This window comes from Candidatus Palauibacter soopunensis (genome assembly GCF_947581735.1).
In the GTDB taxonomy this organism is placed as follows: Bacteria; Gemmatimonadota; Gemmatimonadetes; order Palauibacterales; family Palauibacteraceae; genus Palauibacter; species Palauibacter soopunensis.
In genome coordinates this window covers 44,347-63,837 of the sequence record NZ_CANPVT010000002.1, presented here as the reverse complement: position 1 = coordinate 63,837, position 19,491 = coordinate 44,347, and the positions used below count along the sequence as shown (strand labels likewise).

The following is a 19,491-nucleotide window of genomic DNA, read 5'->3' as shown; positions in this document are numbered from 1 at the left end:
TCAGCCACGCGTCCTGACTCTGAAGAAGAAGGCGAGGACGACCGTCTCGCCCCGGTAGTCGCTGAGGCGGATCGGGTTCTCGAGCGCCCCGTACCGCGTCGCGCCCGGCAGCGCGAAATCCGGCGCCATCTCGCCCACGGCGAGCAGTTGCGAGTCCTGCGCGCTCACCGGGGCCGCGCCTCCGATGGCGAGCGTTCCGGCCAGGCCCGTCGCGATGGCCGCGGCCAGGACAAGTCTCCGCATGTCTCGGTCCTTTCGTGCGGGTGAAAGACAGGTGGAAGAACCATGCCGAAGGGTGGCGCGCCCTCCGCGTTCGCGCCAGAGTTGAGCAACGGCTCAAGTCCGATTCCGACCCTGCCCTCAAGGAGGCGCCTCATGATCCGTCAGTCCCGAGGCCGTCCATGGCGTCGTGCCATCGCGTTCGTCGTCGCCATCGTTCTCGCGACCCCCGTGTCCGGGTGCGCGCAGGGGAACGGCGATCCCGTGAACGATCCCCGCTTCGAGCAGGCGGTGGCGCTGTTCGAGGCCTGGCTCGACGCGAAGATGGCGTACGAGAAGATCCCCGGCGTTTCCGCGGCGCTCGTGCACGACCAGGACCTCGTCTGGACGCGGGGCTACGGGTACGCGCACCGCGAGACGGAGGTCCCCGCCACCCCGTCGACGATGTATTCGGTGTGCTCGATCTCGAAGCTCTTCACCTCCATCGGCGTGATGCAGCAGCGGGACGAGGGCAAACTGGACCTCGACGATCCCGTCTCCACGCACCTCCCGTGGTACGACCTCGAGCAGATGTTTCCCGGCGGTCCGAGCGTGAGCGTGGAGGGGATCCTCACCCACTCCTCGGGTCTCCCGCGCGAGTCGGCGCACCCCTACTGGACGGGCCCCGACCATCCCTTCCCGACGCGGGACGAAATCATCGAGGGGCTCTCGGGACAGGAGACGCTCTATCCCGGCCGCCGCTACTTCCAGTACTCGAACCTCGGGATGGCGCTAGCGGGACAGCTGATCGAGCAGGCTTCCGGGATGGGGTACGACGACTACATCCGGAGCCGGATCCTGGAGCCGCTGGGGATGTCGGACACGTACACCGACATTCCCGTCGAGCACCAGGGCGGCCGCTACGCCACCGGCTACTCGCGGCTCGAGCGTGACGGCCAGCGGGCCGAGGCCCCCTTCTTCCAGGCGCTGGGGATGGCGTCCGCGGCGGGGTTCGCCTCCACCGTGGAGGATCTGGCGCGCCTCGCCTCGTGGCAGCTCCGCCTGCTGGAGAACGGAGGGACGGAGATCCTCGACGTCAACACGCTGCGGGAGATGCACCGCGTGCACTGGGTCGACCCCGACTTCGACACGATGTGGGGGCTCGGGTTCGCCGTCTCGCGCCGCGACGGGGAGCGCGCGGTGGGCCACGGCGGGAGCTGCCCCGGCTTCCGCTCGACCTTCCAGCTCCTCCCGGCGAAGAAGCTGGCGGGCGTCGTGATGATGAACGCGCAGGCGAATCCCACGGACGTGTGGACGAAGATGATGGCGACGCTGGGCGCGGCCTTCGAGGAGATCCAGAGCGATCCCGGCGGCGGAACCGCGCGCCCGGCATCCCTGGCGGAGTACGAGGGACTGTACCAGTCCACGTGGGGGGAGACGGTCATCCTCCGGTGGGACGATGGGCTCGCGGCCCTCGGCGTCCCCTCGAACGATCCGGTCGAGGGAATGACGAAGCTGCGGCACGAGAGCGGCGATACGTTCCGGCGTGTGCGGGACGACGGCGAGCCGGGAGAGGCATACATCTTCCACCGGGAGGACGGCGCCATCGCCCGGTACAGCGTGCACGGAAACTTCTCGAACAAGGTCCGGTAGCGGAGGATGACGACGGCGATGACGACCCACTCCGGTTCTTCCGGCAGCCTCATACCCGAGGCGGCGACGCGCGAAGGCAACGACCCGATCTTCGCCCTCCACGGAGAGGCGGTGCGGCGGGCGGCGGCGGGCGAGTCGATCCTGAACTCGACGCTCGGGGCGCTGATGAACGATGACGGGACGCTCGCGGTGATGCCCGCGGCGGCCGAGGCGCTGGGGCGCGTGCCGCACGCGCGCGCCGCCGGCTATGCGCCGATCTCGGGAGACCCTCCGTACCTGGCCGCGGTGATCGCGGACCTGTGCGGGGAGGGCGGCCTCGCCGAGCAGGCGGTCGCCGTCGCCACGCCCGGGAGCACCGGGGCGATCCACCACGCGATCCTGAACTTCCTCGAACCCGGGCAGGCGGCGCTCACGCCCAGCTACTACTGGGGGCCGTACCACACGATCTCGGCCCATTCGGGACGCGCGGTCGAGACCTTCAACATGTTCGACGCCGGGATCCGCCTCGACGTCGAGGCGTTCCGGGCGGGGCTCGAGGGCCAGATCGCGCGGCAGGGGCGGTCGCTCGTCCTCTTCAACTTCCCCTGCAACAACCCCACGGGCTATTCGCTCGACGAGTCGGAGTGGGAGGCCGTGGCGGAGATCGTGCGGGAGGTCGGCCGGCGCGGTCCCGTCGCGTTCCTCCTCGACCACGCGTACGCGAAGTTCGGCGACGAAGGGTCCAACGGCTGGGTCGCCCACCTCCCGCGGATGATGGAGTCCGCGACGGTGCTCGTGGGCTGGACGGTATCGAAGTCGTTCGCCCTCTACGGCGCGCGCGTCGGGGCGCTCGTGGCGCTCCACCGGGAGGCGGAGGAGCGGCAGCGGATCTCGAACGCGCTCGGGTTCTCGTGCCGGGCCACGTGGTCGAACTGCAACCACCTCGGACTGCTCGGCGCCACCGAACTCCTCACGGATCCGGATCTGCGCCGGCGCACGGACGAGGAGCGCGCAGGGATGATCCGCCTCCTCAACGAGCGCGTCGAGGTCTTCAACGAACTGGCGGGGAGGGCGGGACTTTCCTACCCCCGCTACGAGGGTGGCTTCTTCGTCTCCGTGTTCACGCCCGACGCGGGAGTGACGGCCGCAACCATGCGCGAGGCGGGGGTGTACGTGGTCCCGATGGAGGGCGCGGTGCGGATCGCGCTGTGCGCGACGCCGGCGCACTCGATTCCCCGGCTCGTCGACGCGCTGACCGAGGGCATCGCGACCGCCCGAGCCGCCTGAACGGCCCAGCCGGGAGAAAAACGATCTGTCCGTGAGAAAGACGATGGAACGACACAAGGCAGTTCCGATTCTGGCGCCGACTCTTCTGGCTCTGGCGCCGGCCCTCGTACTCGTGGCCGCCACCGGCTGTACCGGCCAGGCCGCGCTGACGGACGAGGAGAAGCTCGCGCGCGTGGAAGAGATGGTGGCGGAAGTCGAACGGCGTTTTCCTGAGGTGGAAGCCGTCTCCGTGGAAGAAGTGGGGCGGCTGCTCGAGACCGGAAGCGTCGTGCTCGTCGACGCCCGGGCGCCCCGCGAGCGCGAGATCTCCTGGATTCCCGGCTCCATCACCTCCGAGGAGTTCGAACGGGATCCGGACCGCTACGCGGACCTCACCGTCGTCGCCTACTGCACGATCGGGCACCGAAGTTCGGAGTACGCGAAGCGGCAGAACGAGGAGGGCCGCCACGTCCTCAACCTGCGCGGGAGCCTCCTCTCATGGACCCACGCCGGCGCGCCGCTCGTAGGCCCGGATGGACCGACGAGCCGCCTGCACGTCTACGGCGAAACCTGGGACCTCGCCCCCGCCCGCTACGAGACCACCTGGTAGGATCGGCGGGCCGGGCGCCAATCCGGTTCGCGCGCGATCCCGACCGGGCGCCGCGCGGTCAGGCTACGGGACCAGGTTCCCTCCGGCCGTCCGGGTGATGAACCCCGCCAGCGTCTCCCGCCACTGCGGCAGCAGGCTCTCCTCCACGTACATCATGTGGCCGGCGGCGAAGTCGTCCCGCGTGATGTTGTCGCGCAGGTCCGGCGGCAGGCCGAGCTGCTCCAGCGACCACACGATGGGGAAGTACGGCGTCGCGAAGTCGTAGATCCCGTTGATGAGCAGCACCTCGAGGCGCGGGTTGCGCTCGATCGCGTGCGCGAGGTCGGGTCCCACGTTGAGCGCCGAGCCGCCGAAGGGTCCGCGCCGGCCTCCCTCCCGCTCCCAGTTCCACGGGCGCGTCATCCCGCTGGGCCAGTACTCGCGGTCGCCGTCGTAGCCGAGTTCATCCCGCACGTAGGTATTGAAGAGAGAGGTGTAGGCCGAACTGATCGCCGAAGACTGGGCGTCGTGCTCGGGCTCCGTGTCGAGCAGGTCTCCGGTGGGCCCCGTGAACCGCGTGTCGAGCCGCGCCAGCGTGAGCCGCCGGTCCCGCAGCAGTTCCTTCTCGAACTCCGGGGCGGAGACGCGCAGGTCGGCCTTGTCGAGGTACTCCATGCTCAGCCCCGTGTACTCGTGCATCTGCCGCAGCACCCGCGCGCGCTGCTCGGGATCCACGGCGGTGCCGGCGAGCAGCACCTGCGCGTAGTCGGTCAGGGCCCACGCCTCGACCTCCTTCATGAACGTCTCGAGGTCGTCCGGGCGCCCGCCCGGCAGCATGTCGTGATACTCGGCGGCGACCGCGAAGGACGGGACGTTCGTGATGAAGCCGATATGGGATCCATCCGGGAACTGGAGCGTGTTGAAATCGATGACGGCGGAGACCAGCACGATGCCGTTGAGGTCGATGTTCGCGCCCTGGAGGTGGCGCGCGAGCAGCACCGAACGCGTCGTGCCGTAGCTCTCGCCCAGGATGTAGCGGGGCGAGTTCCAGCGCCGGTTCTCGCTCAGGAAGCGGCGGATGAACTGGGTGAGCGAGGCGGCGTCCTCGTCCATCCCCCAGAAATCGGTCCCCACGGCGTCGCCGGCGGGACGGCTGAACCCGGTCCCGATCGGGTCCACCATCACGACGTCGGCAATGTCGAGCACAGTGTAGCCGTTGTCGACGAGCGGGTACGGGGGCGGCGCCTGCTGTCCCACGTTGGGCGTCACGACGCGGCGCGGACCCATGATCCCCATGTGGAGCCAGAAGGACGCGGACCCCGGTCCCCCGTTGTAGGCGAAGATGATGGGGCGCGTGGACGGGTCTCCGCCGTTCGTCCGGAAGTATCCCGTGTAGAAGAGTTCTCCCGTCGCGTTCTCCTCGTTGTCCCGGAGGATGACGCTGCCGACGACGGCCTGGTATTCGACGGTCTCCCCGTCAACGACGATGGAATGGTTCGACTCCCAGCGCGAAGGCTCCGGCTCGTTTCCGTTTCCGCCTCCGGAGCCTTCCTGCGCGAGCGCGCCCGCGGGCAGAAACCCGAGCGCGAGGACCGGTGTGATCAGGCTGAGCGACTTCATTCTTCCTCCTAGCGGCCGGCGGCGGCCATTCCGAGGGCGACGGCTTCGGGCTGGGTGACGATGATCACGCGGAACCCCTGCTCGATCCGCATCGCGATGTCGTCCACGCCCGCCGTAACCCCGCACGGCACGTCGAACTCGAGACAGGCGGCGAGCACGATCTGGATCGCCTCCTCCACCTTCTCCATGTCTCCATCGTAGACGCGCCGCAGATCGCCCGGCCCCGGCGACACGGCGCTGACGCCGGGAGTGGAGACGATCTCGCGCACGTTGTCGATCCCGACCTGGTCCTCGATGAGCAGGAAGCTGATCAGGTGGCCGTCGGGATTGCCCGGCCAGGCGGCATCGCCGAGCGCGTCGACGGCGAGAGCCGCTTCCTCGGCGGTCTCGACGTGGGGGTAGACGATCCCGGAGACGCCGGCCGCCAATCCCTGGGCGGCGCGATCCCGCGCTTCGTCGTGCCCGTCCCGGATGGGGGGGATCCGCAGCAGCATCGGGTGCGGCATCATGTGTCCCGAGGCTTCCGACATCCCGGTGGCGTAAGCCTCGAGGGCGGGAATGTCGAAGGGGCCGGACTCCAGCGAGTAGAACACGAAATCGAGAGGACGGTTCGCGGCCATGGCCGCGCCGGCTTCAGGGGTGTGATCGCCGGAGAAGAGTCCGAAGATCGCATCCCCGGCCGCGAGTCCGTCCACGATCCGGGTGTCGGCCGCCTCCTCGGGCTCCGCCATCGCTTCGGTTTCCTCCTCTCCCGGCGTTCCGCCGCAACCATGGAAGAGGGCGATACCTCCCGTGACGCCCGCCAGGAGCCTCAGGGTTCGGAGAGAAGGGTTCCTGCGCGTGTTTCCGGCGGCCATGAGGCACCTCGGGGTTGGGAAGGCCGGTTTTGAACTGTCGCGACAGGCTCTCGCAACGGGTCTCGCGGCCCTCGTCGGGCTTCGGTTAGTCTAGTTTCAGGAAAGGGGGTCCCGCCATGCGCAGACCGAGAGATTTCGCCCGCACCCGAAGGAAGTTCGTCGAGGAGGCCGCGCTGGGCGTCGCGGGCCTCGGCCTGCTTCCGGCCGCCGCCTGGTCCTGCCGGGAGGCGCCCGACCCGGGGGAGTCGGGGGACGCCTCCAGCGACCGCGCGACCCGCCCCGCGACGGGCACCGGGCTCCTCTCCGACCCCCGCTACCTGGACCACGTCCTGGTCCGGCCGGACGGCGGGCGCCCCCCGGAGATTCCCGACCGCCTCGTGCGCATCCGGGAGGAACTCGTCGCGCGCGGGCTGGACGAGGCCACGGTGCCGCTTGCGCCGGCCACGGAGGCGATGCCGCACATCGAGGCGCACCACGCGCCGGAGCACGTGGCGTCGATCCGCGAACTCGACGTCTCCGGCCCGGTTGCGGCACTCGCCGTGTCCGGCGCGCTCACCGCGATCGATGCGGTCGTCGCGGGGCAGGTGCGGAACGCGTTCTGCGCGATCCGCCCTCCGGGTCACCACGCGAACAACACCGGCGCGGAGGAGGGGTTCTGCTACTACAGCAACGCCGCCGTGGCCGCGAGGTACGCGCAGCAGGTGCACGGGTTCGAGCGGGTGCTCGTCATCGACTGGGACTACCACCACGGGAACGCGACGCAGAACGCCTTCTACGATGACCCGTCCGTGCTCTTCTTCTCCGCCCACGACTGGGCCGCATATCCGCGCACGGGCGACCCGGCCCTCACCGGCGAAGGCGAGGGAAGCGGACTCAACATCAACGTGCACCTCGACTGCGGCGCCACCGACGCGGACATGCTGGGCCGCTGGGACGACACGCTCTCGCCGGCCGTCGCCGCCTTCGATCCCGACTTCGTGATCCTCTCGGCGGGCTTCGACAGCCGGGTCGACGACCTCCTCGGCTGCTTCGCGCTCACGGACGACGCCTTCCGGCGCATGACGCGGACCGCGATGGACTACGCGGACGCCTGCTGCGAAGGGCGCGTCGTCTCCCTGCTGGAGGGTGGCTACAACCTCGACGGGACGGCGCTTGCCACCGCCGCCCACATCGAGACACTGCTCGAAGGGTAGGTCTCCGGGCGGGACGTCGGGTCAGACGTTGAAGCGGATGTGGAGGATGTCGCCGTCCTCGACGACGTAGTCCCTGCCCTCGACCCGCAGCAGGCCGGCCTCCTTCACGGCCTGTTCGGAGCCGTACTTCGCGAACACCTCGTAGGGGATGACCTCGGCGCGGATGAAGCCGCGTTCCATGTCGGAGTGGACCCGGCCCGCCGCCCGCCGGGCGTTCGTGCCCCGCCGGATCGTCCATGCGCGGACTTCGGCGGGGGCGGCGGTGAAGAAGGAGATGAGATCGAGGAGCCCGTAGGCCGCGCGGATGAAGCGTGCGAGGGCCGGTTCGCGCAGGCCGAGCGCCTCCACGAAGGCGGCCCGGTCCTCCGGTTCGAGGACGGCGATCTCCGCTTCGACGGGCGCGGACAGCGCCAGACCGCCGGCTCCCATCGCGGCGAGTCGCGCGGCGAGCGCCGGCGGCAGCGCCTCCCCGGCGCGGTCCTCACTGCGGTTCAGCACGGCGAGCAGCGGACGGTCCGTCAGGAGGCCGTAGCCGCGGAACGGCGCGCGGTCCAGTTCCGCCCGGGGCACGGTCCGCAGCGGCTGTTCGCCTTCGAGCGCCGCGAGCGCCCGTTCGAAAGCGGCGATCTCGACAGCGTCCGCCCCCTCGCGACGCGCCCGGTCCAGCCGGCGCTCGACGAGGTCGAGATCGGAGAGCAGACATTCCGTGGCGAAGGCCTCGAGTTCGCCCTCCGCATCCGGCGGGTCGGCCAGCGCGGGGTTGTCGAAGTCCCTCAGGACGAGGCAGAGCGCCTCCTGGTCGCGGATCTGCTGCAGCCCGCGGGGCGACAGGCCCTTGCTCGCCGCCCCGTGCTCGCCCGGAATGTCGCAGAACCGCATCTCCGCGTACGTCGTTCTGCGGGGGGACAGGTGGGCGCTGAGCGCGTCGATTCGGGCATCCGGAACCCGCACCGTACCCAGCCGCACCTCGCCGCCGAACCCGACCGGGACGCCGAGTCCCGTCATCGCGTTGAACACCGTCGTCTTGCCGGCGCCCGTGAACCCCACCAGCCCTATCTTCACCGCGTCCTCTCCCCGCTTATCTTCGGTGCGTGAATATCGAAATCCCGGTCTCCGCCGGCGAACTCATCGACCGCATCACCATCCTGCGACTGAAACAGGCCCGCATCCGCGATCGCCGGAAGCTCGCGAATGTGAACTCCGAGCTGGCGAACGTCGAGGCCGTGTGCGTGCGTACCATCGGGGCGCTCGAGGCCGCGCCGTCCCGCGTCAGGGAGCGCGTCGCCGCCCTGACGGAGGTGAACCGGGGGATCTGGGACGTCGAGGACGAGCTGCGTCGCCTGGAACGCGCGGACGACTTCGGCCCCCGCTTCACCGAGGCCGCGCGGCAGGTGTATCGCCTGAACGACGAACGTCACCGCCTCAAGCGTGCCCTCAGCGAGGACTACGGCTCGGCGATCCTCGAGGAAAAATCACATGCCTCGGCGGATTCGGAGACGGATCCCGAGGCGGACTCGGCGTAGTCGCGGACCCGGCCGGGCCGCGGACTCGGCCCGGTCAGGGACAGAACGGGTCCAGACGGTCGGCCACGGCGGCCAGACCGTCCACGGGCGAAGCTTCGTTCCCCGTGACCTTCGAGATCCGGATGCCGACGATGCCGTTCGGGAAGAGAACGACGCGGTGCCCGCCCCAGCCCGACATCCGGGCGAGGTCGACGACGCAGCCCCCTTCTCCGACGTAGTTCTGGTGCCAGACCGCGAGGTAGTAGCTGGGCTGCCCGACTTCGACCGGCGGGCCAAAGGTGATCCCGCGCACATCCGTCCGGTACATCACTTCGGCGGTCAACTCGGGGTGCAGCAGAGGCTCGCCGTCGTCAACGCCGCCGTCTTGCAGGAGCCGCGCGATCTTCGCGAGGTCGTCCACAGTCGGGTAGTAGCCCTGTGACATTTGCGGCAGCGTGAGCGACCCGTCCGCCTCGACGAGCCGGTTCGTCGGCGCGTGCGGCACGCCGATGGGCCGGTAGACCTCTTCCTCCAGCATCTCCCACAGGTCCGCCTCCGGCCCGGCGCGATGCTTGAGGTAGGCGTCCATCGCCGCGCCGATGAGGAACGCGTCCTGGTCGCGGTAGCGGACGACCTCCCCCGGCCCCCACGGATGGTTCGAGGCGCGGAAGACCTGCCGGATCCGCTCGTCCTTAGAGATGGCCGTGTACCAGTCGTCGTAGCCGACCAGGTAGCCGTCGCCCGTGTTGTTGGGCTCGGTCCGCGTCGATCCTTCCCCGACGCCGGTGGCCATGTTGAGGATGTCCCGGAAGCGGACATCGTCCCAGCCGTCGTGTTCGGCCGTGACGTTCAGGTAGTCGGCCACGCGCTCCTCGAGAACGGCGCGCCCGTAACGCTGCGCCAGCCGCAGCGCGGCCACCGTGTTACCGGTGGACTTGGTCACGGACCAGATCCCGAAACGCTGCTCCCCGCAGAAGGGAAGCTCGCCGAACGGCGTGGGGCAGTCGGCGGCGTAGAGGGTGTCCCGCACGAGAAGGGCCGCGGTGACCATGTTCTCGACATTCATGTCACCGTGCATGGCGTCGAAGACCGAGTCTCCGACGAGCGGGCGAAGGTCGGAGATCGGGCGCAGCGGCAGACGCAGCGCCTTCTCCGCGGCGAAGGCCTCGACCAGTCCTGCCGGTGCCGGGCCGGGCGCGAACTCGGCCGCGAGCTGACCCCACATCAACCGCCGCTGCACGAGGAAGTAGGGCCGCCCCTGCGTCACGGTCTGGAAGCGGACGCCCGACACCTCCCGGTCGTTGAAGGCGAAGGTCGCGACCCCGTTGTACGTCTCGTTCTCGACGGAACTCGCGAGTTGCAGCGGAAACGCCGCCCGCGACCACGTTTCCCCGGGCTCGGACCAGACGGTTCCGGGCCCGACCAGGACATCCCAGTAACTCCCCGCTTCGGTGCGCGTGCCGGACACGATGAGATCGCGACTCCACGGGATCAGGTCGCGCCCATCCGCCACGAATCCCGGTGACACGTCCGGGAAAAGCTTGGTATCGCGACCCATGAACCGGCGCGGATCGAGTTCCGCGGGTTCCGTGGCGATCTCGGCCCCGGCGAGCGTGACGACGCCCGAGAAGGGATGCCGGGCCGGCTCCGCCTCGGACGAGGGAAGAAAGCGGTGGCTCCGGAGCATGGCGGGCGGCGACCAGGCCCCACGGGTCAGCTCCTCGAGGGGGACCGGAGCCGAGGAGCCGGGCCCCCCCGCATCTCCACAGGCGCATGCGAAGAGAAGCGCGGCCATCAGCGGAAGCCGGTTTCGAGTCATCGCGATCCCTTTCGAGCGTCGACCGTCCTGTCGGTCATCCCCGCGGCCGGCGCCGACGCGGAGTTTTCCCACGGGCTGCCGGCCGCCGAGACATCTTGGAGGCGCCGAGACCTGCGCGTAGCTTGCGGCGAAGCATACCAACTGTCACGAGGGGGAGTGATGATGCACGCTGGGTGGGGCACCGTTCGACAGACTTGGATCGTGGTTCTGGCGGCCGTATTCGCGGTCTCGTGTGATGGAAGCACCGGACCCTCGAGCTTCGAGCCGGGCCCGCTGGGAACCGTGACGCTTCTGCGCGGCGAGTCGGTGCGGATCCGTTCCCTGCTGTCGATGACGGGGGCGCCGTCACTCGGGATCGCCGCCAGGCGCGGCGTTGAGCTTGCCGTCCGCGACGTGGGCACCGTTCGCGGCCGCAGCGTCGACCTCGGCGACCCGCTGGACTCGATGTGTTCTCCCGACGGCGGTCGGGCCCGTGCCCGGGAGGTCGTCGCCGATCCGCAGATCGTGGGCGTCATCGGGACATCGTGCTCCGCCGCCGCCGTGGCCGCCTCGCCGGTGATCAGCCAGGCGGGGTTCGCGATGATCGCGCCGAGCACCACGTCGCCGCTGCTGACCTCGGACCTGGCGGGCAACCCGAACCCGGACCACCACCCCGGCTATTTCCGCGTCGCCAACAACGACATCTACCAGGCCCGGGCCCTGGCGGACTTCGCCTACAATCAACTGGGCCTCCGCCGGATCGTCACGCTGCACGACGGGGATCCCTACACGACGGCGCTGACAAACGCCTTTGGGGACGCGTTTCGTGCGGTCGGCGGCGAAGTCCCCGCCGCCACCGGAATCGCGAAGGGTCAGACGGACATGACGTCCGTGCTCGGGGAGTTCGCGGCCGCCGGGCCGGACGGGATCTTCTTCCCGCTCTTCGTCCCCGAGGGCTCGCCGTTCGCGGCGCAAGCGCGTGGGTTCGACGGCCTCGAGGGCGCGACGCTGATCTCGGGTGCGGCCCTCCTCGTCTCGGAGTTCCTGGCAGAGCCGCAGTCCGAAGGGATCTACTTCGCCGGGCCCCAGTCGGATTATCGCGGCAACGTCAACGCGGTCACCGGGAAGAGCGCCGAGACCGTCAGCGCCGCGTACGAAGCCGAGTACGGCCAGCATCCCTCGACCCCCTACTGGGCGCTCGCCTACGACGCGACGACGTTCCTGCTCGACGCCATCGGCGCCGTGGCGGTAGAGGAGGGCGGACGCCTCTACATCGACCGCGCCGCGCTGCGCGCTCGGATCGGATCCACCGGCATCGAGGGTCTCATCGGCACGATCTCCTGCGACGCCTTCGGCGACTGCGGCACCGGACGTCAGCTCATCTACCACCACACGGACTCGAGCGTCACCGATGTCGAGCGGTTGCCCGTCGTCTACCGATTCTCCCCCTAGCCGTCCGTTAGGGGCTGCCGCCTCGGGGGCGGATCTCGACGACCTCTTCGCGGAAGAGGTGATCGCACGCCCGTACGCAACCTTCGCGCGGCTGCGGGAGCGGGATCCCGTCCACTGGAACGAGAAGTTCGGGCTGTGGGTCGTGACGGGATACGATCCCGTCGTCTGGATCCTCCGGCACCACGAACTCTTCTCCTCGGCGGTGATCCGGGGCGTGGAGGGGGCGCCGTATCCGCCGGTGCTGCCCGAGGACGCGCCCCTGTTCGACGAGGTCAGGACGTTCCGCGCGGATCAGCTCGTGGAGCAGGACCGGCCCGAACACCTCGAGCAGCGGAAGACGGTTCACTCCTTCTTCACGCCTACGGCGATGGAGGGCTGGCGACCCTTCGTGCGCCGGGCGGTCGAAGAACTCCTGGATGAGCTGTGGCCCCGGAGCCGGATGAATGTCGTCACTGACCTCGCGGCGCCGCTCCCCGTGCGGATCATCGCGCGGATGATGGGCGTCCCGCGCGAGGACATGGACACGCTCCGCGGGCTCGCGGACAGCATCCTCCACCTGAATCGCGGCGAACCCGACCGGCTGCGGCCCCTGACGGAGGGGATCCGCGGGATCGTGGAGTACGCCCGCCCGTTCGTGGAGGAGCGGATCGAGAATCCCGGCGATGACCTGATTTCGGCTCTGGCGCGGGGGGAAAGCGACGGCGTCTTCACCCGCCATCAGGTGCTCGTGAATGTGGGACTGATGCTGTTCGCGGGGCACGAGACGACGATGAACCTGATCTGCAACGGTCTCCGCGCCTTCATCGAGCATCCGGCGCAGTGGGACAGGCTCAGGGCCGACCCCGACCGCTTCGCGCGGACGGCGACGGAGGAATGTCTCCGCTTCGATCCGCCGGTGAAGTCGACCCAGCGCATCGTCGCGCAGCAGGCCGAACTGTGCGGGAAGACGCTGTCGCCCGGCGAGCGGATCCGCTGGATCATCGCGGCGGCGAACCGGGACCCGTCCGTGTTCGAGGACCCGGACACGTTCGATATCGGGCGCCAGCCGAACCCGCATCTCTCCTTCGGCTCGGGGATCCACTACTGCCTCGGCGTCGCGCTCGCGCGCATGGAGGGACAGGAAGTGTTCGGCGGACTGGCGCGCCGCTTCGAGCGGTTCGCGCTCGAGACGGATGAACTGCGCTACCAGCCGAGCATCCAGTTCCGCTCCATCGAATCCATGCCCGTGACATGGTGAAGATCACATGGTGAGGATCGAGGTCGACCACGGGCTCTGCGTCGGCAACGCGATGTGCGTGGCCACCGCGCCGGGGGTGTTCGCGCACAACGAGAACCGCCAGTCGACGGTCGTCGATGCGGGGGGCGAGCCGGCGGCGCTCGTCCTGGAAGCAGCCGCGAACTGTCCCGTGAGCGCGATCCGCGTGATGGATGCCGAGACGGGCCGGACGCTGTTCCCGCCCGAGCCGGCCGCGGGAAGCTGAACCGAGGATGACATCGTGACGCGAACGATGAGCGTGCCGGGCGGAGGCTCCGAAGCACGGAAGCGGACGACGTTCGATCTCGTGGCGATGAAGGCGCGCGGCGAGAAGATCGTCGCCATCACGGCCTACGACGCGCTCTTCGCATCGCTCGTGGACGCGGCCGGCGTGGACCTGATTCTCGTCGGCGACTCGCTGGCGAGCGTCCTGTGCGGAGAGGAGACGACGCTCTCCGCCACGGTGGAGCAGATGACGTACCACGGCCGGATCGTGGCGCGGGGAGCGTCGCGCGCCTTCGTCGTCGTCGACATGCCCTTCCTGAGCTACCAGGTCTCGCCCACGGAGGCCGTGCGAAACGCGGGGAACATCCTCAAGCACACCGGAGCCGGCGCCGTAAAGCTCGAGGGTGGGTTCGAGGTGGTCGACGCGGTGCGGGCGATTGTGCGGGCGGGGATTCCCGTGATGGGCCACCTCGGGTTCACGCCGCAGTCCGTCCACGCGCTCGGGGGACACCGGATTCAGGGGAAGGATGAAGAGGCGGCGGCCCGGCTGGTGGAGGACGCCGTCGCCCTCGAGGAGGCCGGCGTCTTCTCCATCGTCCTCGAGCTGATGCCGACCTCCGCGGCCCGGCAGGTGACGGAGGCCGTCTCCGTGCCGACGATCGGGATCGGCGCCGGGCCGGACTGCGACGGGCAGGTGCTCGTGCTGCACGACATGCTCGGTCTGAACGAGGGGTTCAGGGCCCGTTTCCTGAAGCGCTACGCCGAACTCGGAAAGGCCACGCGGGAAGCCGTCGCGCGTTACGCCGAGGAGGTGCGGGCGGGAAGCTACCCGGCAGAGGAACACGGCTACGACCCGGCGGGGGACGGCGGTTGAGCGACGTGGCCGCCCTCCTCCTCTTCCTCACTTCCGACGCAGGTGCGAAGATATCCGGGCAGGCACTTCCCGTGGACGGACACTCGGAGGGCCTGAGTTCCGGCGCGGACACGGGCAGCGACTCCAGCGGCGAATAGCGGGAGAAGGACGACATGCGAGCGGCATGGTACACGAAACTGGGGTCGGCGGGCGACGTGCTGGAGGTGGGGGAGCAGGAGACGCCGGTGCCCGGTCCCGGCGAGGTTCGGGTTCGCGTACGCACTTCCGGAATCAACCCCGTCGACGTGAAGCGGCGTGCCGGTGGCCGCGGCGCGCTCGCCTCCACGCTCGTGGTGCCGCACTTCGACGGCGCCGGGGTCATCGACCAGGTGGGTGACGGCGTCGATCCCGGAAGGCTCGGAAACCGCGTCTGGATCTACGAGGCGCAGTGGGGGAGCGACCTCGGTACCGCGGCGGAGTTCGCCACCGTCCCCGAGTCCCGGGCCGTCCCGCTTCCCCCGAACGCGTCGTTCCTGGATGGCGCGTGTCTCGGCATCCCCGCCCTGACCGCGCACCGCTGCGTGTACGGCGACGGTCCCGTCGAGGGGCAGACCGTGCTCGTGACGGGCGGCGCGGGCGCGGTCGGCGCCTACGCGATCCAGTGCGCCAGGCTGGGAGGCGCGCGGGTCCTCTCCACCGTGAGCGCGGACGAGAAGGCGAGGATCGCCCGGGCTGCGGGCGCGGACGTCGTCATCAACTATCGTGAGGAAGATGTCCCGGCCCGCGTCGCGGAACTGACCGAAGGAGAGGGCGTCGACCGCATCGTCGACGTCGAAATGGGCGGGAATCTCGACGCCTCGATCGAGATGCTGAAGGCGAACGGGGTGATCTCCGCCTACGCCTCGGAGGGCGAGCCGCAGCCGGCCGTCCCCTTCTACACCCTCCTCTACAAGAACCTCACCGTGCGCTTCGAACTCGTCTTCCTCATGCCCGAGGACGCGAAGCAGAAGGCCGTGGAAGACCTCACGAAGTGGCTGACCGAGGGGGAACTGCGCCACACGGTCGCAGACCGCTTCGCGCTCGAGAACATCGTAGCCGCTCATGAGGCGGTGGAGTCCGGCCCAACCGGCAAGGTCCTGATCGACCTCGGTCTCTGAACAAGGGCGACAGTCCGGTTGTCCCTGACCGGTAGGAAGCCCTTGCCGGATTCTCCAAGACTTATACCTTGTATCTCAAGATACATTGTACTTCGTGGTATACGTCTGAAATCGAGATTCGAATGAAGAGCCGTGTTTGAACTGGAGACCGGGATCGCGAGTTGGCGACGGCGTCTTGAACGCAGGTCGTCTCTCGCACCCCGCGAACTGGACGAACTCGAGGACCACCTGCGTGCACGCATCGACCTGGAGTTGGAGCTGAACCCGGCCCTTACTCCCTACCGTGCGCTGGTGATCGCCCGCGAGGGTCTGGGCGCGCCGGGGGCGCTCGCGAAGGAGTTCACCAAGGCCGGACGGCCCAGGTGGCGATATCTCCTGGTGGCGGGATGGGCGGTGTATGGGGTGTCGTTTTTCCTGCCGATTGCCGGGCCTGCGGCACTTCAAACTGTGTTCAATGAAGTGCCGTGGTCAGCTCCGGCGCACGAATGGTTGCAACCGGCGCTCGTGGACGGCTGGATTCTCCCTCTGATCCCCAATCTGGCCATGGCCATGACCTTGCCCGCCCTGCTGTATTCGTGGCGATCGAGAGTGCGGTGGCTCACCTGGACCATCGGGGCGTTTGGCGTCTCGGCCCTCGGATTCGGTATTGCCAGCCTCCTGGACGGATCCGCCGTCACCATCAATGGTGAGATCACGGTTTATCCGTATCTCGGCCTCGGGTACTGGGCATGGTCCGCGGCGCATGCCCTCGTGGCAGCAGCCCTCCTGCTTCGTAGCCGCGCGTGGGCCTCCACCCGCTCGGACACAAGGCGAGCACGGAATGTTTGAGCTCGCCCGGCTGAGGCCGATTACCCGATCGTGTCGGTGTGCTGCGGCATTGCTGTCCGGCACGGCGTTCGTCGCATGCGCTGACGGCGCAGACGTAGACGGCGACCGGCCGCCACCACTTGAACTGGCGGCGTCGGTCGTCGAGGTGCTGGGCACCTCGGACTCTCTCGCGGTGGTCCGGGACCTCGAAGTACTCGCCGACGGCTCGGTCTGGGTGCTGAATTCGCAGGAGCCGTACTTCATGGGATTCGGTGCGGATGGCGGGTCGCTCGGCGCTCACGGATCGCCCGGAGGCGGGCCTGACGAGTTTCCGATGCCGTCGGCCTTCGTAACGGGAGGATGGGAGGGCGAGACCTGGGTCCTCGACCTCATGCACCATGCGCTGATTCGCGTCTCGCGACTCGAAGCCGGCTGGGAGCAGTTCTCTCTCACGTCAACGTCGGTCCCCCGGGGCAGCGTGCGAAGCGGCATGAGCATGCTGGAGGCCTCGGTGCGGACCGCACGGCTCGGTCGCGAGGTCATTGTGCCCCACTCGACCGCGACGATGGATGGGGGCGTACTGCAGTTCCGTTACGGGCTCCTGGGAGCGGACCTGGTCGCCGTGGATCCCGGAGACGGGCGGGACGCGAACCCTCGTGGCGCTCGGCGACGTCCTGGATGACCCGTCCGGAGACTTCATCCAGAGCGACGGCGGTTTTCCCCTGTGGTATCGGCTGTGGGCTCCCTGCGGCGAGAATCTCGTGCGCGTGCACGACCGGGTGAGGAATCAGTTGCGCGGGTTCGACGGATCCGGCGCCGAGGTGGATCCCATCGACCTTCCGCCCGTGCCCTTCACGGAGGTCGCGCCGCGACAGTTCGCCGGAGCGGTGTTCGCGCTGAGGCAGGCCGAGGTGACGGGAGACGTCGCAACTCGACTTACCCGGGAAGACAGCCTTCGGCTCGTGAATCAGATGGCCGACATGGTGCAGGGAGCACCGCACGAACTCGCCAGCTATCTCCCCCGGTACGTGGATTTCCGCTGCAGCGAAGACGGGACGATGTGGCTGCAACCCCTCGATCTCGATGCGGGCGGATTGAGCGGCGGCCCCTCGTGGCTGCGCATCGAGCTCGATGGCGCCGCGCGCGACGTGCGACTCCCGGACCGCTTCGACGCGCTTCGCTTCACGCCCTCCCGCATCTGGGGCGTGTCCCGGGATGAATTCGATCGCCCGTCCGTGGCCTCCATCCCGCTCCCGCCGAGCTGACAGCGATTTTCGGACGTTCCCGCGGGAACGTCCGGCCGCATCCTTGTGTACAACCATCCGACGTCATACCTTGTCATACAAGGTACATTGTATCTCATGGTATCAGGTCTCCGGCACAGGGGTCTCCGGATGAAGAAGCCGGTCTACAAGGAGTTGGTGGCCGCGTCGTCGCGCCCGATGGTGCTCTCCATCCTCGCGGGTGGCGAGACGTACGGGTACGAGATTCTCAAGCAGGTCCAGTTGCTCTCCGGCGGTGAACTCGAGTGGTCCGACGGGATGCTCTACCCCGTGCTTCACCGGCTGGAGCGCGACGGACTCATCAAGGGCCGCTGGCAACTCACCGACGCGGGACGGCGTCGCAAGTACTACCGGTTGACGGGCCGCGGGAAGCGCCAGCTCTCAACCGATCGAGAGAGTTGGCGGGCCGTGTACGGAGCCCTCCAGATGTCCTGGGGAGGCAGCCATGTTTGAGTTCGAAAATGAAGTCCGACGGTGGCGGACCGCACTGGATCGCAGGTCGTCCCTCTCGCCTCGCGAACTGGATGAACTCGAAGATCACCTGCGCGCCCGCGTCGACCTGGAACTGGAGTTGGACGCCGCACTTGCCCCCACGGAAGCCTTCGCGATCGCCCGGCGAGACCTCGGTGAACCGAAGGCGCTCTCCAAGGAGTTCGCCCGGGCCGGCCGACCCCAATGGAAGCTCCTGCTTGCCGGTGCTTTGACCCTCTATTCGGCTTCGCTACTGCTGCCGGTGCTACATATCCCGATGCCGTGGGGCATCGACACCTGGGTACCGCGCGGGTACGAGTTGCTTGCCGACATCGAGCTGCTGCCCCTGAACCTGCCGATGCTCCTGATGCTGCCTCTCATTTGGCGCAAGCATCGACTAAAGGGCACGTGGCTCGCGGGAATCCTCGGAGTCATCGGTTTGTCGGCTCTCGGACTCGGCGCGGCCGCGATAATCTCGGACGGTCCCGATGCGCTGGCCGCGTTGCGTCTCGGCTATTGGACGTGGGCCGCCTCCTTCGTGTTCGCCTCGGTCGCCCTGTGGCGCCGCCGACGCGGCTGGGCATCCGCCCGACCAAAGAAGACGCTCGCCTAGGTCGGCGCAGTCGTGTTTGAACTGGACACGGAAGTCCGGAAGTGGCGATCGGGGGTGGAGCACAGGTCGTCGCTGTCGGCTCGCGAACTGGATGAACTCGAAGATCACCTCCGCGCCCGCGTCGATCTCGAACTCGAACTGGACGCGGCGCTGGCACCGGCCAACGCGTTCGCGACCGCCGTGGACGAACTCGGCGAGCCTTCTACGATCTCGCGGGAATTCACGAGAGCGGGGCGGCCCCGCTGGCGGAGTCTCCTGCTCGCGGGTTGGGCGCTCTACGCGACGTCGTTTCTCATGCCGGCGTTTGGGTATTCCAGCCCCAGCATCGATCGGACAACCTACGGCTACGAGATCGTCCCACAGCTGATTCAGCATACTGTCAGGGGGGAGGTTCTGGCGGTCGCCGCGCTGTGGCTGCCCAATCTGATTTTGCTCCTGACCCTTCCGGCGTGGCGACGCCGGCGTCCGTGGAGGAGAGCGTGGACGGCGTGCATCGTCGGGTTGACGGGCGCTCTGCCCCTGGGTCTCGGTTTACTCCGTCTGGGCGACGCCGGCCCCGGGTTTCATTCGGGCGTTGGCTTCTGGGTGTGGTGCGCATCGTTCGTAGTGGTGGCGACCGCCCTGTGGTTCCGCCGCCGCGACTGGGCCTCTGCAGTGTAGTGTAGGGCGCGGCTGGCCGGGCGATCTGCGTCGATGGTACATTTTCAAGCTGGTGTATCC

Annotated in this window: 22 protein-coding genes; 17 read left to right on the top strand and 5 right to left on the bottom strand. The window is 68.7% G+C overall.

All coding sequences use genetic code 11. The features are described 5' to 3' along the window. Entirely contained in the window at window positions 1-243 is a 243-nt protein-coding gene (locus RN901_RS00600; RefSeq protein WP_310754756.1) for a hypothetical protein, read from the bottom strand. A 132-nt stretch (window positions 244-375) separates the two neighbouring features. Between RN901_RS00600 and RN901_RS00595 the strand changes: the two genes are divergently transcribed. The 3 genes from RN901_RS00595 to RN901_RS00585 are packed head-to-tail and all read left to right on the top strand — an operon-like array spanning window position 376 to window position 3,706. Further along, entirely contained in the window at window positions 376-1,851 is a 1,476-nt protein-coding gene (locus RN901_RS00595; RefSeq protein WP_310754754.1) for a serine hydrolase, read from the top strand. An 18-nt stretch (window positions 1,852-1,869) separates the two neighbouring features. Beyond that, entirely contained in the window at window positions 1,870-3,117 is a 1,248-nt protein-coding gene (locus RN901_RS00590) for an aminotransferase class I/II-fold pyridoxal phosphate-dependent enzyme (RefSeq protein WP_310754752.1), read from the top strand. 43 nt (window positions 3,118-3,160) lie between these two features. Then, window positions 3,161-3,706, top strand: a complete 546-nt coding sequence (locus tag RN901_RS00585) for a rhodanese-like domain-containing protein (RefSeq protein ID WP_310754750.1) — start codon at window positions 3,161-3,163, stop codon at window positions 3,704-3,706. Between the two features lie 63 nt (window positions 3,707-3,769). Here RN901_RS00585 and RN901_RS00580 read toward each other — a convergent pair whose 3' ends face one another. Both RN901_RS00580 and RN901_RS00575 read right to left on the bottom strand, forming a co-directional pair. After that, on the bottom strand, window positions 3,770-5,305 hold the full coding sequence (locus RN901_RS00580; protein WP_310754748.1) for a hypothetical protein: 1,536 nt from the start codon (window positions 5,303-5,305) through the stop codon (window positions 3,770-3,772). Between the two features lie 8 nt (window positions 5,306-5,313). After that, window positions 5,314-6,162: an aldolase/citrate lyase family protein gene (locus RN901_RS00575; RefSeq protein WP_310754746.1), complete on the bottom strand. Its 849-nt coding sequence runs from the start codon at window positions 6,160-6,162 to the stop codon at window positions 5,314-5,316. Window positions 6,163-6,278: 116 nt separating this feature from the next. Here RN901_RS00575 and RN901_RS00570 point away from each other — a divergent pair, with 116 nt between their 5' ends. Continuing rightward, window positions 6,279-7,355: a histone deacetylase gene (locus RN901_RS00570; RefSeq protein ID WP_310754744.1), complete on the top strand. Its 1,077-nt coding sequence runs from the start codon at window positions 6,279-6,281 to the stop codon at window positions 7,353-7,355. A gap of 21 nt (window positions 7,356-7,376) precedes the next feature. Here the strand turns inward: RN901_RS00570 and RN901_RS00565 are convergent, their stop codons facing one another. Further along, the gene (locus RN901_RS00565) at window positions 7,377-8,417 is read right to left on the bottom strand and encodes a DUF933 domain-containing protein (RefSeq protein ID WP_310754743.1); all 1,041 of its coding nucleotides are present in this window, start codon (window positions 8,415-8,417) and stop codon (window positions 7,377-7,379) included. Between the two features lie 29 nt (window positions 8,418-8,446). Between RN901_RS00565 and RN901_RS00560 the strand changes: the two genes are divergently transcribed. Further along, a complete protein-coding gene (locus RN901_RS00560) occupies window positions 8,447-8,878 on the top strand; it encodes a DUF6165 family protein (protein ID WP_310754741.1) in 432 nt (143 codons plus the stop codon). Window positions 8,879-8,912: 34 nt separating this feature from the next. Here the strand turns inward: RN901_RS00560 and RN901_RS00555 are convergent, their stop codons facing one another. Next, complete coding sequence (locus tag RN901_RS00555) at window positions 8,913-10,676, bottom strand: hypothetical protein (protein ID WP_310754739.1); 1,764 nt, start codon at window positions 10,674-10,676, stop codon at window positions 8,913-8,915. Between the two features lie 159 nt (window positions 10,677-10,835). Here RN901_RS00555 and RN901_RS00550 point away from each other — a divergent pair, with 159 nt between their 5' ends. The 12 genes from RN901_RS00550 to RN901_RS00495 all read left to right on the top strand — a co-directional run bounded on the left by RN901_RS00550 (window position 10,836) and on the right by RN901_RS00495 (window position 19,431). Then, window positions 10,836-12,107: a branched-chain amino acid ABC transporter substrate-binding protein gene (locus tag RN901_RS00550; protein WP_310755755.1), complete on the top strand. Its 1,272-nt coding sequence runs from the start codon at window positions 10,836-10,838 to the stop codon at window positions 12,105-12,107. Between the two features lie 58 nt (window positions 12,108-12,165). Next, window positions 12,166-13,344 carry a cytochrome P450 gene (locus RN901_RS00545; protein ID WP_310754737.1) on the top strand — a complete coding sequence of 393 codons (1,179 nt, stop codon included), beginning with the start codon at window positions 12,166-12,168 and terminating at the stop codon, window positions 13,342-13,344. A gap of 7 nt (window positions 13,345-13,351) precedes the next feature. Next, complete coding sequence (locus RN901_RS00540) at window positions 13,352-13,588, top strand: ferredoxin (protein WP_310754736.1); 237 nt, start codon at window positions 13,352-13,354, stop codon at window positions 13,586-13,588. 15 nt (window positions 13,589-13,603) lie between these two features. Continuing rightward, entirely contained in the window at window positions 13,604-14,461 is an 858-nt protein-coding gene (gene panB, locus RN901_RS00535) for a 3-methyl-2-oxobutanoate hydroxymethyltransferase (protein WP_310754734.1), read from the top strand. Beyond that, window positions 14,458-14,598, top strand: coding sequence for a hypothetical protein (locus RN901_RS00530; protein ID WP_310754731.1), 141 nt, complete (start codon window positions 14,458-14,460; stop codon window positions 14,596-14,598). Before panB ends, RN901_RS00530 begins: the two co-directional genes overlap by 4 nt. A 15-nt stretch (window positions 14,599-14,613) precedes the next feature. Then, entirely contained in the window at window positions 14,614-15,597 is a 984-nt protein-coding gene (locus RN901_RS00525; protein WP_310754729.1) for an NADPH:quinone reductase, read from the top strand. A gap of 132 nt (window positions 15,598-15,729) precedes the next feature. Continuing rightward, a complete protein-coding gene (locus RN901_RS00520) occupies window positions 15,730-16,425 on the top strand; it encodes a hypothetical protein (RefSeq protein WP_310754727.1) in 696 nt (231 codons plus the stop codon). A gap of 49 nt (window positions 16,426-16,474) precedes the next feature. Then, window positions 16,475-17,086, top strand: a complete 612-nt coding sequence (locus RN901_RS00515) for a hypothetical protein (protein ID WP_310754725.1) — start codon at window positions 16,475-16,477, stop codon at window positions 17,084-17,086. Next, a complete protein-coding gene (locus RN901_RS00510; protein WP_310754723.1) occupies window positions 17,061-17,669 on the top strand; it encodes a hypothetical protein in 609 nt (202 codons plus the stop codon). The genes RN901_RS00515 and RN901_RS00510 overlap by 26 nt, the downstream gene beginning before the upstream one ends. Window positions 17,670-17,798: 129 nt before the next feature. After that, a complete protein-coding gene (locus RN901_RS00505) occupies window positions 17,799-18,140 on the top strand; it encodes a helix-turn-helix transcriptional regulator (RefSeq protein WP_310754722.1) in 342 nt (113 codons plus the stop codon). After that, complete coding sequence (locus tag RN901_RS00500; protein ID WP_310754720.1) at window positions 18,133-18,771, top strand: hypothetical protein; 639 nt, start codon at window positions 18,133-18,135, stop codon at window positions 18,769-18,771. The genes RN901_RS00505 and RN901_RS00500 overlap by 8 nt, the downstream gene beginning before the upstream one ends. Window positions 18,772-18,783: 12 nt before the next feature. Next, window positions 18,784-19,431, top strand: coding sequence for a hypothetical protein (locus RN901_RS00495; protein ID WP_310754718.1), 648 nt, complete (start codon window positions 18,784-18,786; stop codon window positions 19,429-19,431). Window positions 19,432-19,491: the final 60 nt, after the last annotated feature.

Coding starts and splice junctions, on each gene's coding strand:
- RN901_RS00500 (WP_310754720.1), top strand. CDS start 18,133: ATGTTTGAGTTCGAAAATGAAGTCCGACGGTGGCGGACCGCACTGGAT.
- RN901_RS00555 (WP_310754739.1), bottom strand. CDS start 10,676: ATGACTCGAAACCGGCTTCCGCTGATGGCCGCGCTTCTCTTCGCATGC.
- RN901_RS00580 (WP_310754748.1), bottom strand. CDS start 5,305: ATGAAGTCGCTCAGCCTGATCACACCGGTCCTCGCGCTCGGGTTTCTG.
- RN901_RS00570 (WP_310754744.1), top strand. CDS start 6,279: ATGCGCAGACCGAGAGATTTCGCCCGCACCCGAAGGAAGTTCGTCGAG.
- RN901_RS00525 (WP_310754729.1), top strand. CDS start 14,614: ATGCGAGCGGCATGGTACACGAAACTGGGGTCGGCGGGCGACGTGCTG.
- RN901_RS00550 (WP_310755755.1), top strand. CDS start 10,836: ATGATGCACGCTGGGTGGGGCACCGTTCGACAGACTTGGATCGTGGTT.
- RN901_RS00595 (WP_310754754.1), top strand. CDS start 376: ATGATCCGTCAGTCCCGAGGCCGTCCATGGCGTCGTGCCATCGCGTTC.
- RN901_RS00575 (WP_310754746.1), bottom strand. CDS start 6,162: ATGGCCGCCGGAAACACGCGCAGGAACCCTTCTCTCCGAACCCTGAGG.
- RN901_RS00585 (WP_310754750.1), top strand. CDS start 3,161: ATGGAACGACACAAGGCAGTTCCGATTCTGGCGCCGACTCTTCTGGCT.
- RN901_RS00505 (WP_310754722.1), top strand. CDS start 17,799: ATGAAGAAGCCGGTCTACAAGGAGTTGGTGGCCGCGTCGTCGCGCCCG.
- RN901_RS00540 (WP_310754736.1), top strand. CDS start 13,352: ATGGTGAGGATCGAGGTCGACCACGGGCTCTGCGTCGGCAACGCGATG.
- RN901_RS00590 (WP_310754752.1), top strand. CDS start 1,870: ATGACGACCCACTCCGGTTCTTCCGGCAGCCTCATACCCGAGGCGGCG.
- RN901_RS00600 (WP_310754756.1), bottom strand. CDS start 243: ATGCGGAGACTTGTCCTGGCCGCGGCCATCGCGACGGGCCTGGCCGGA.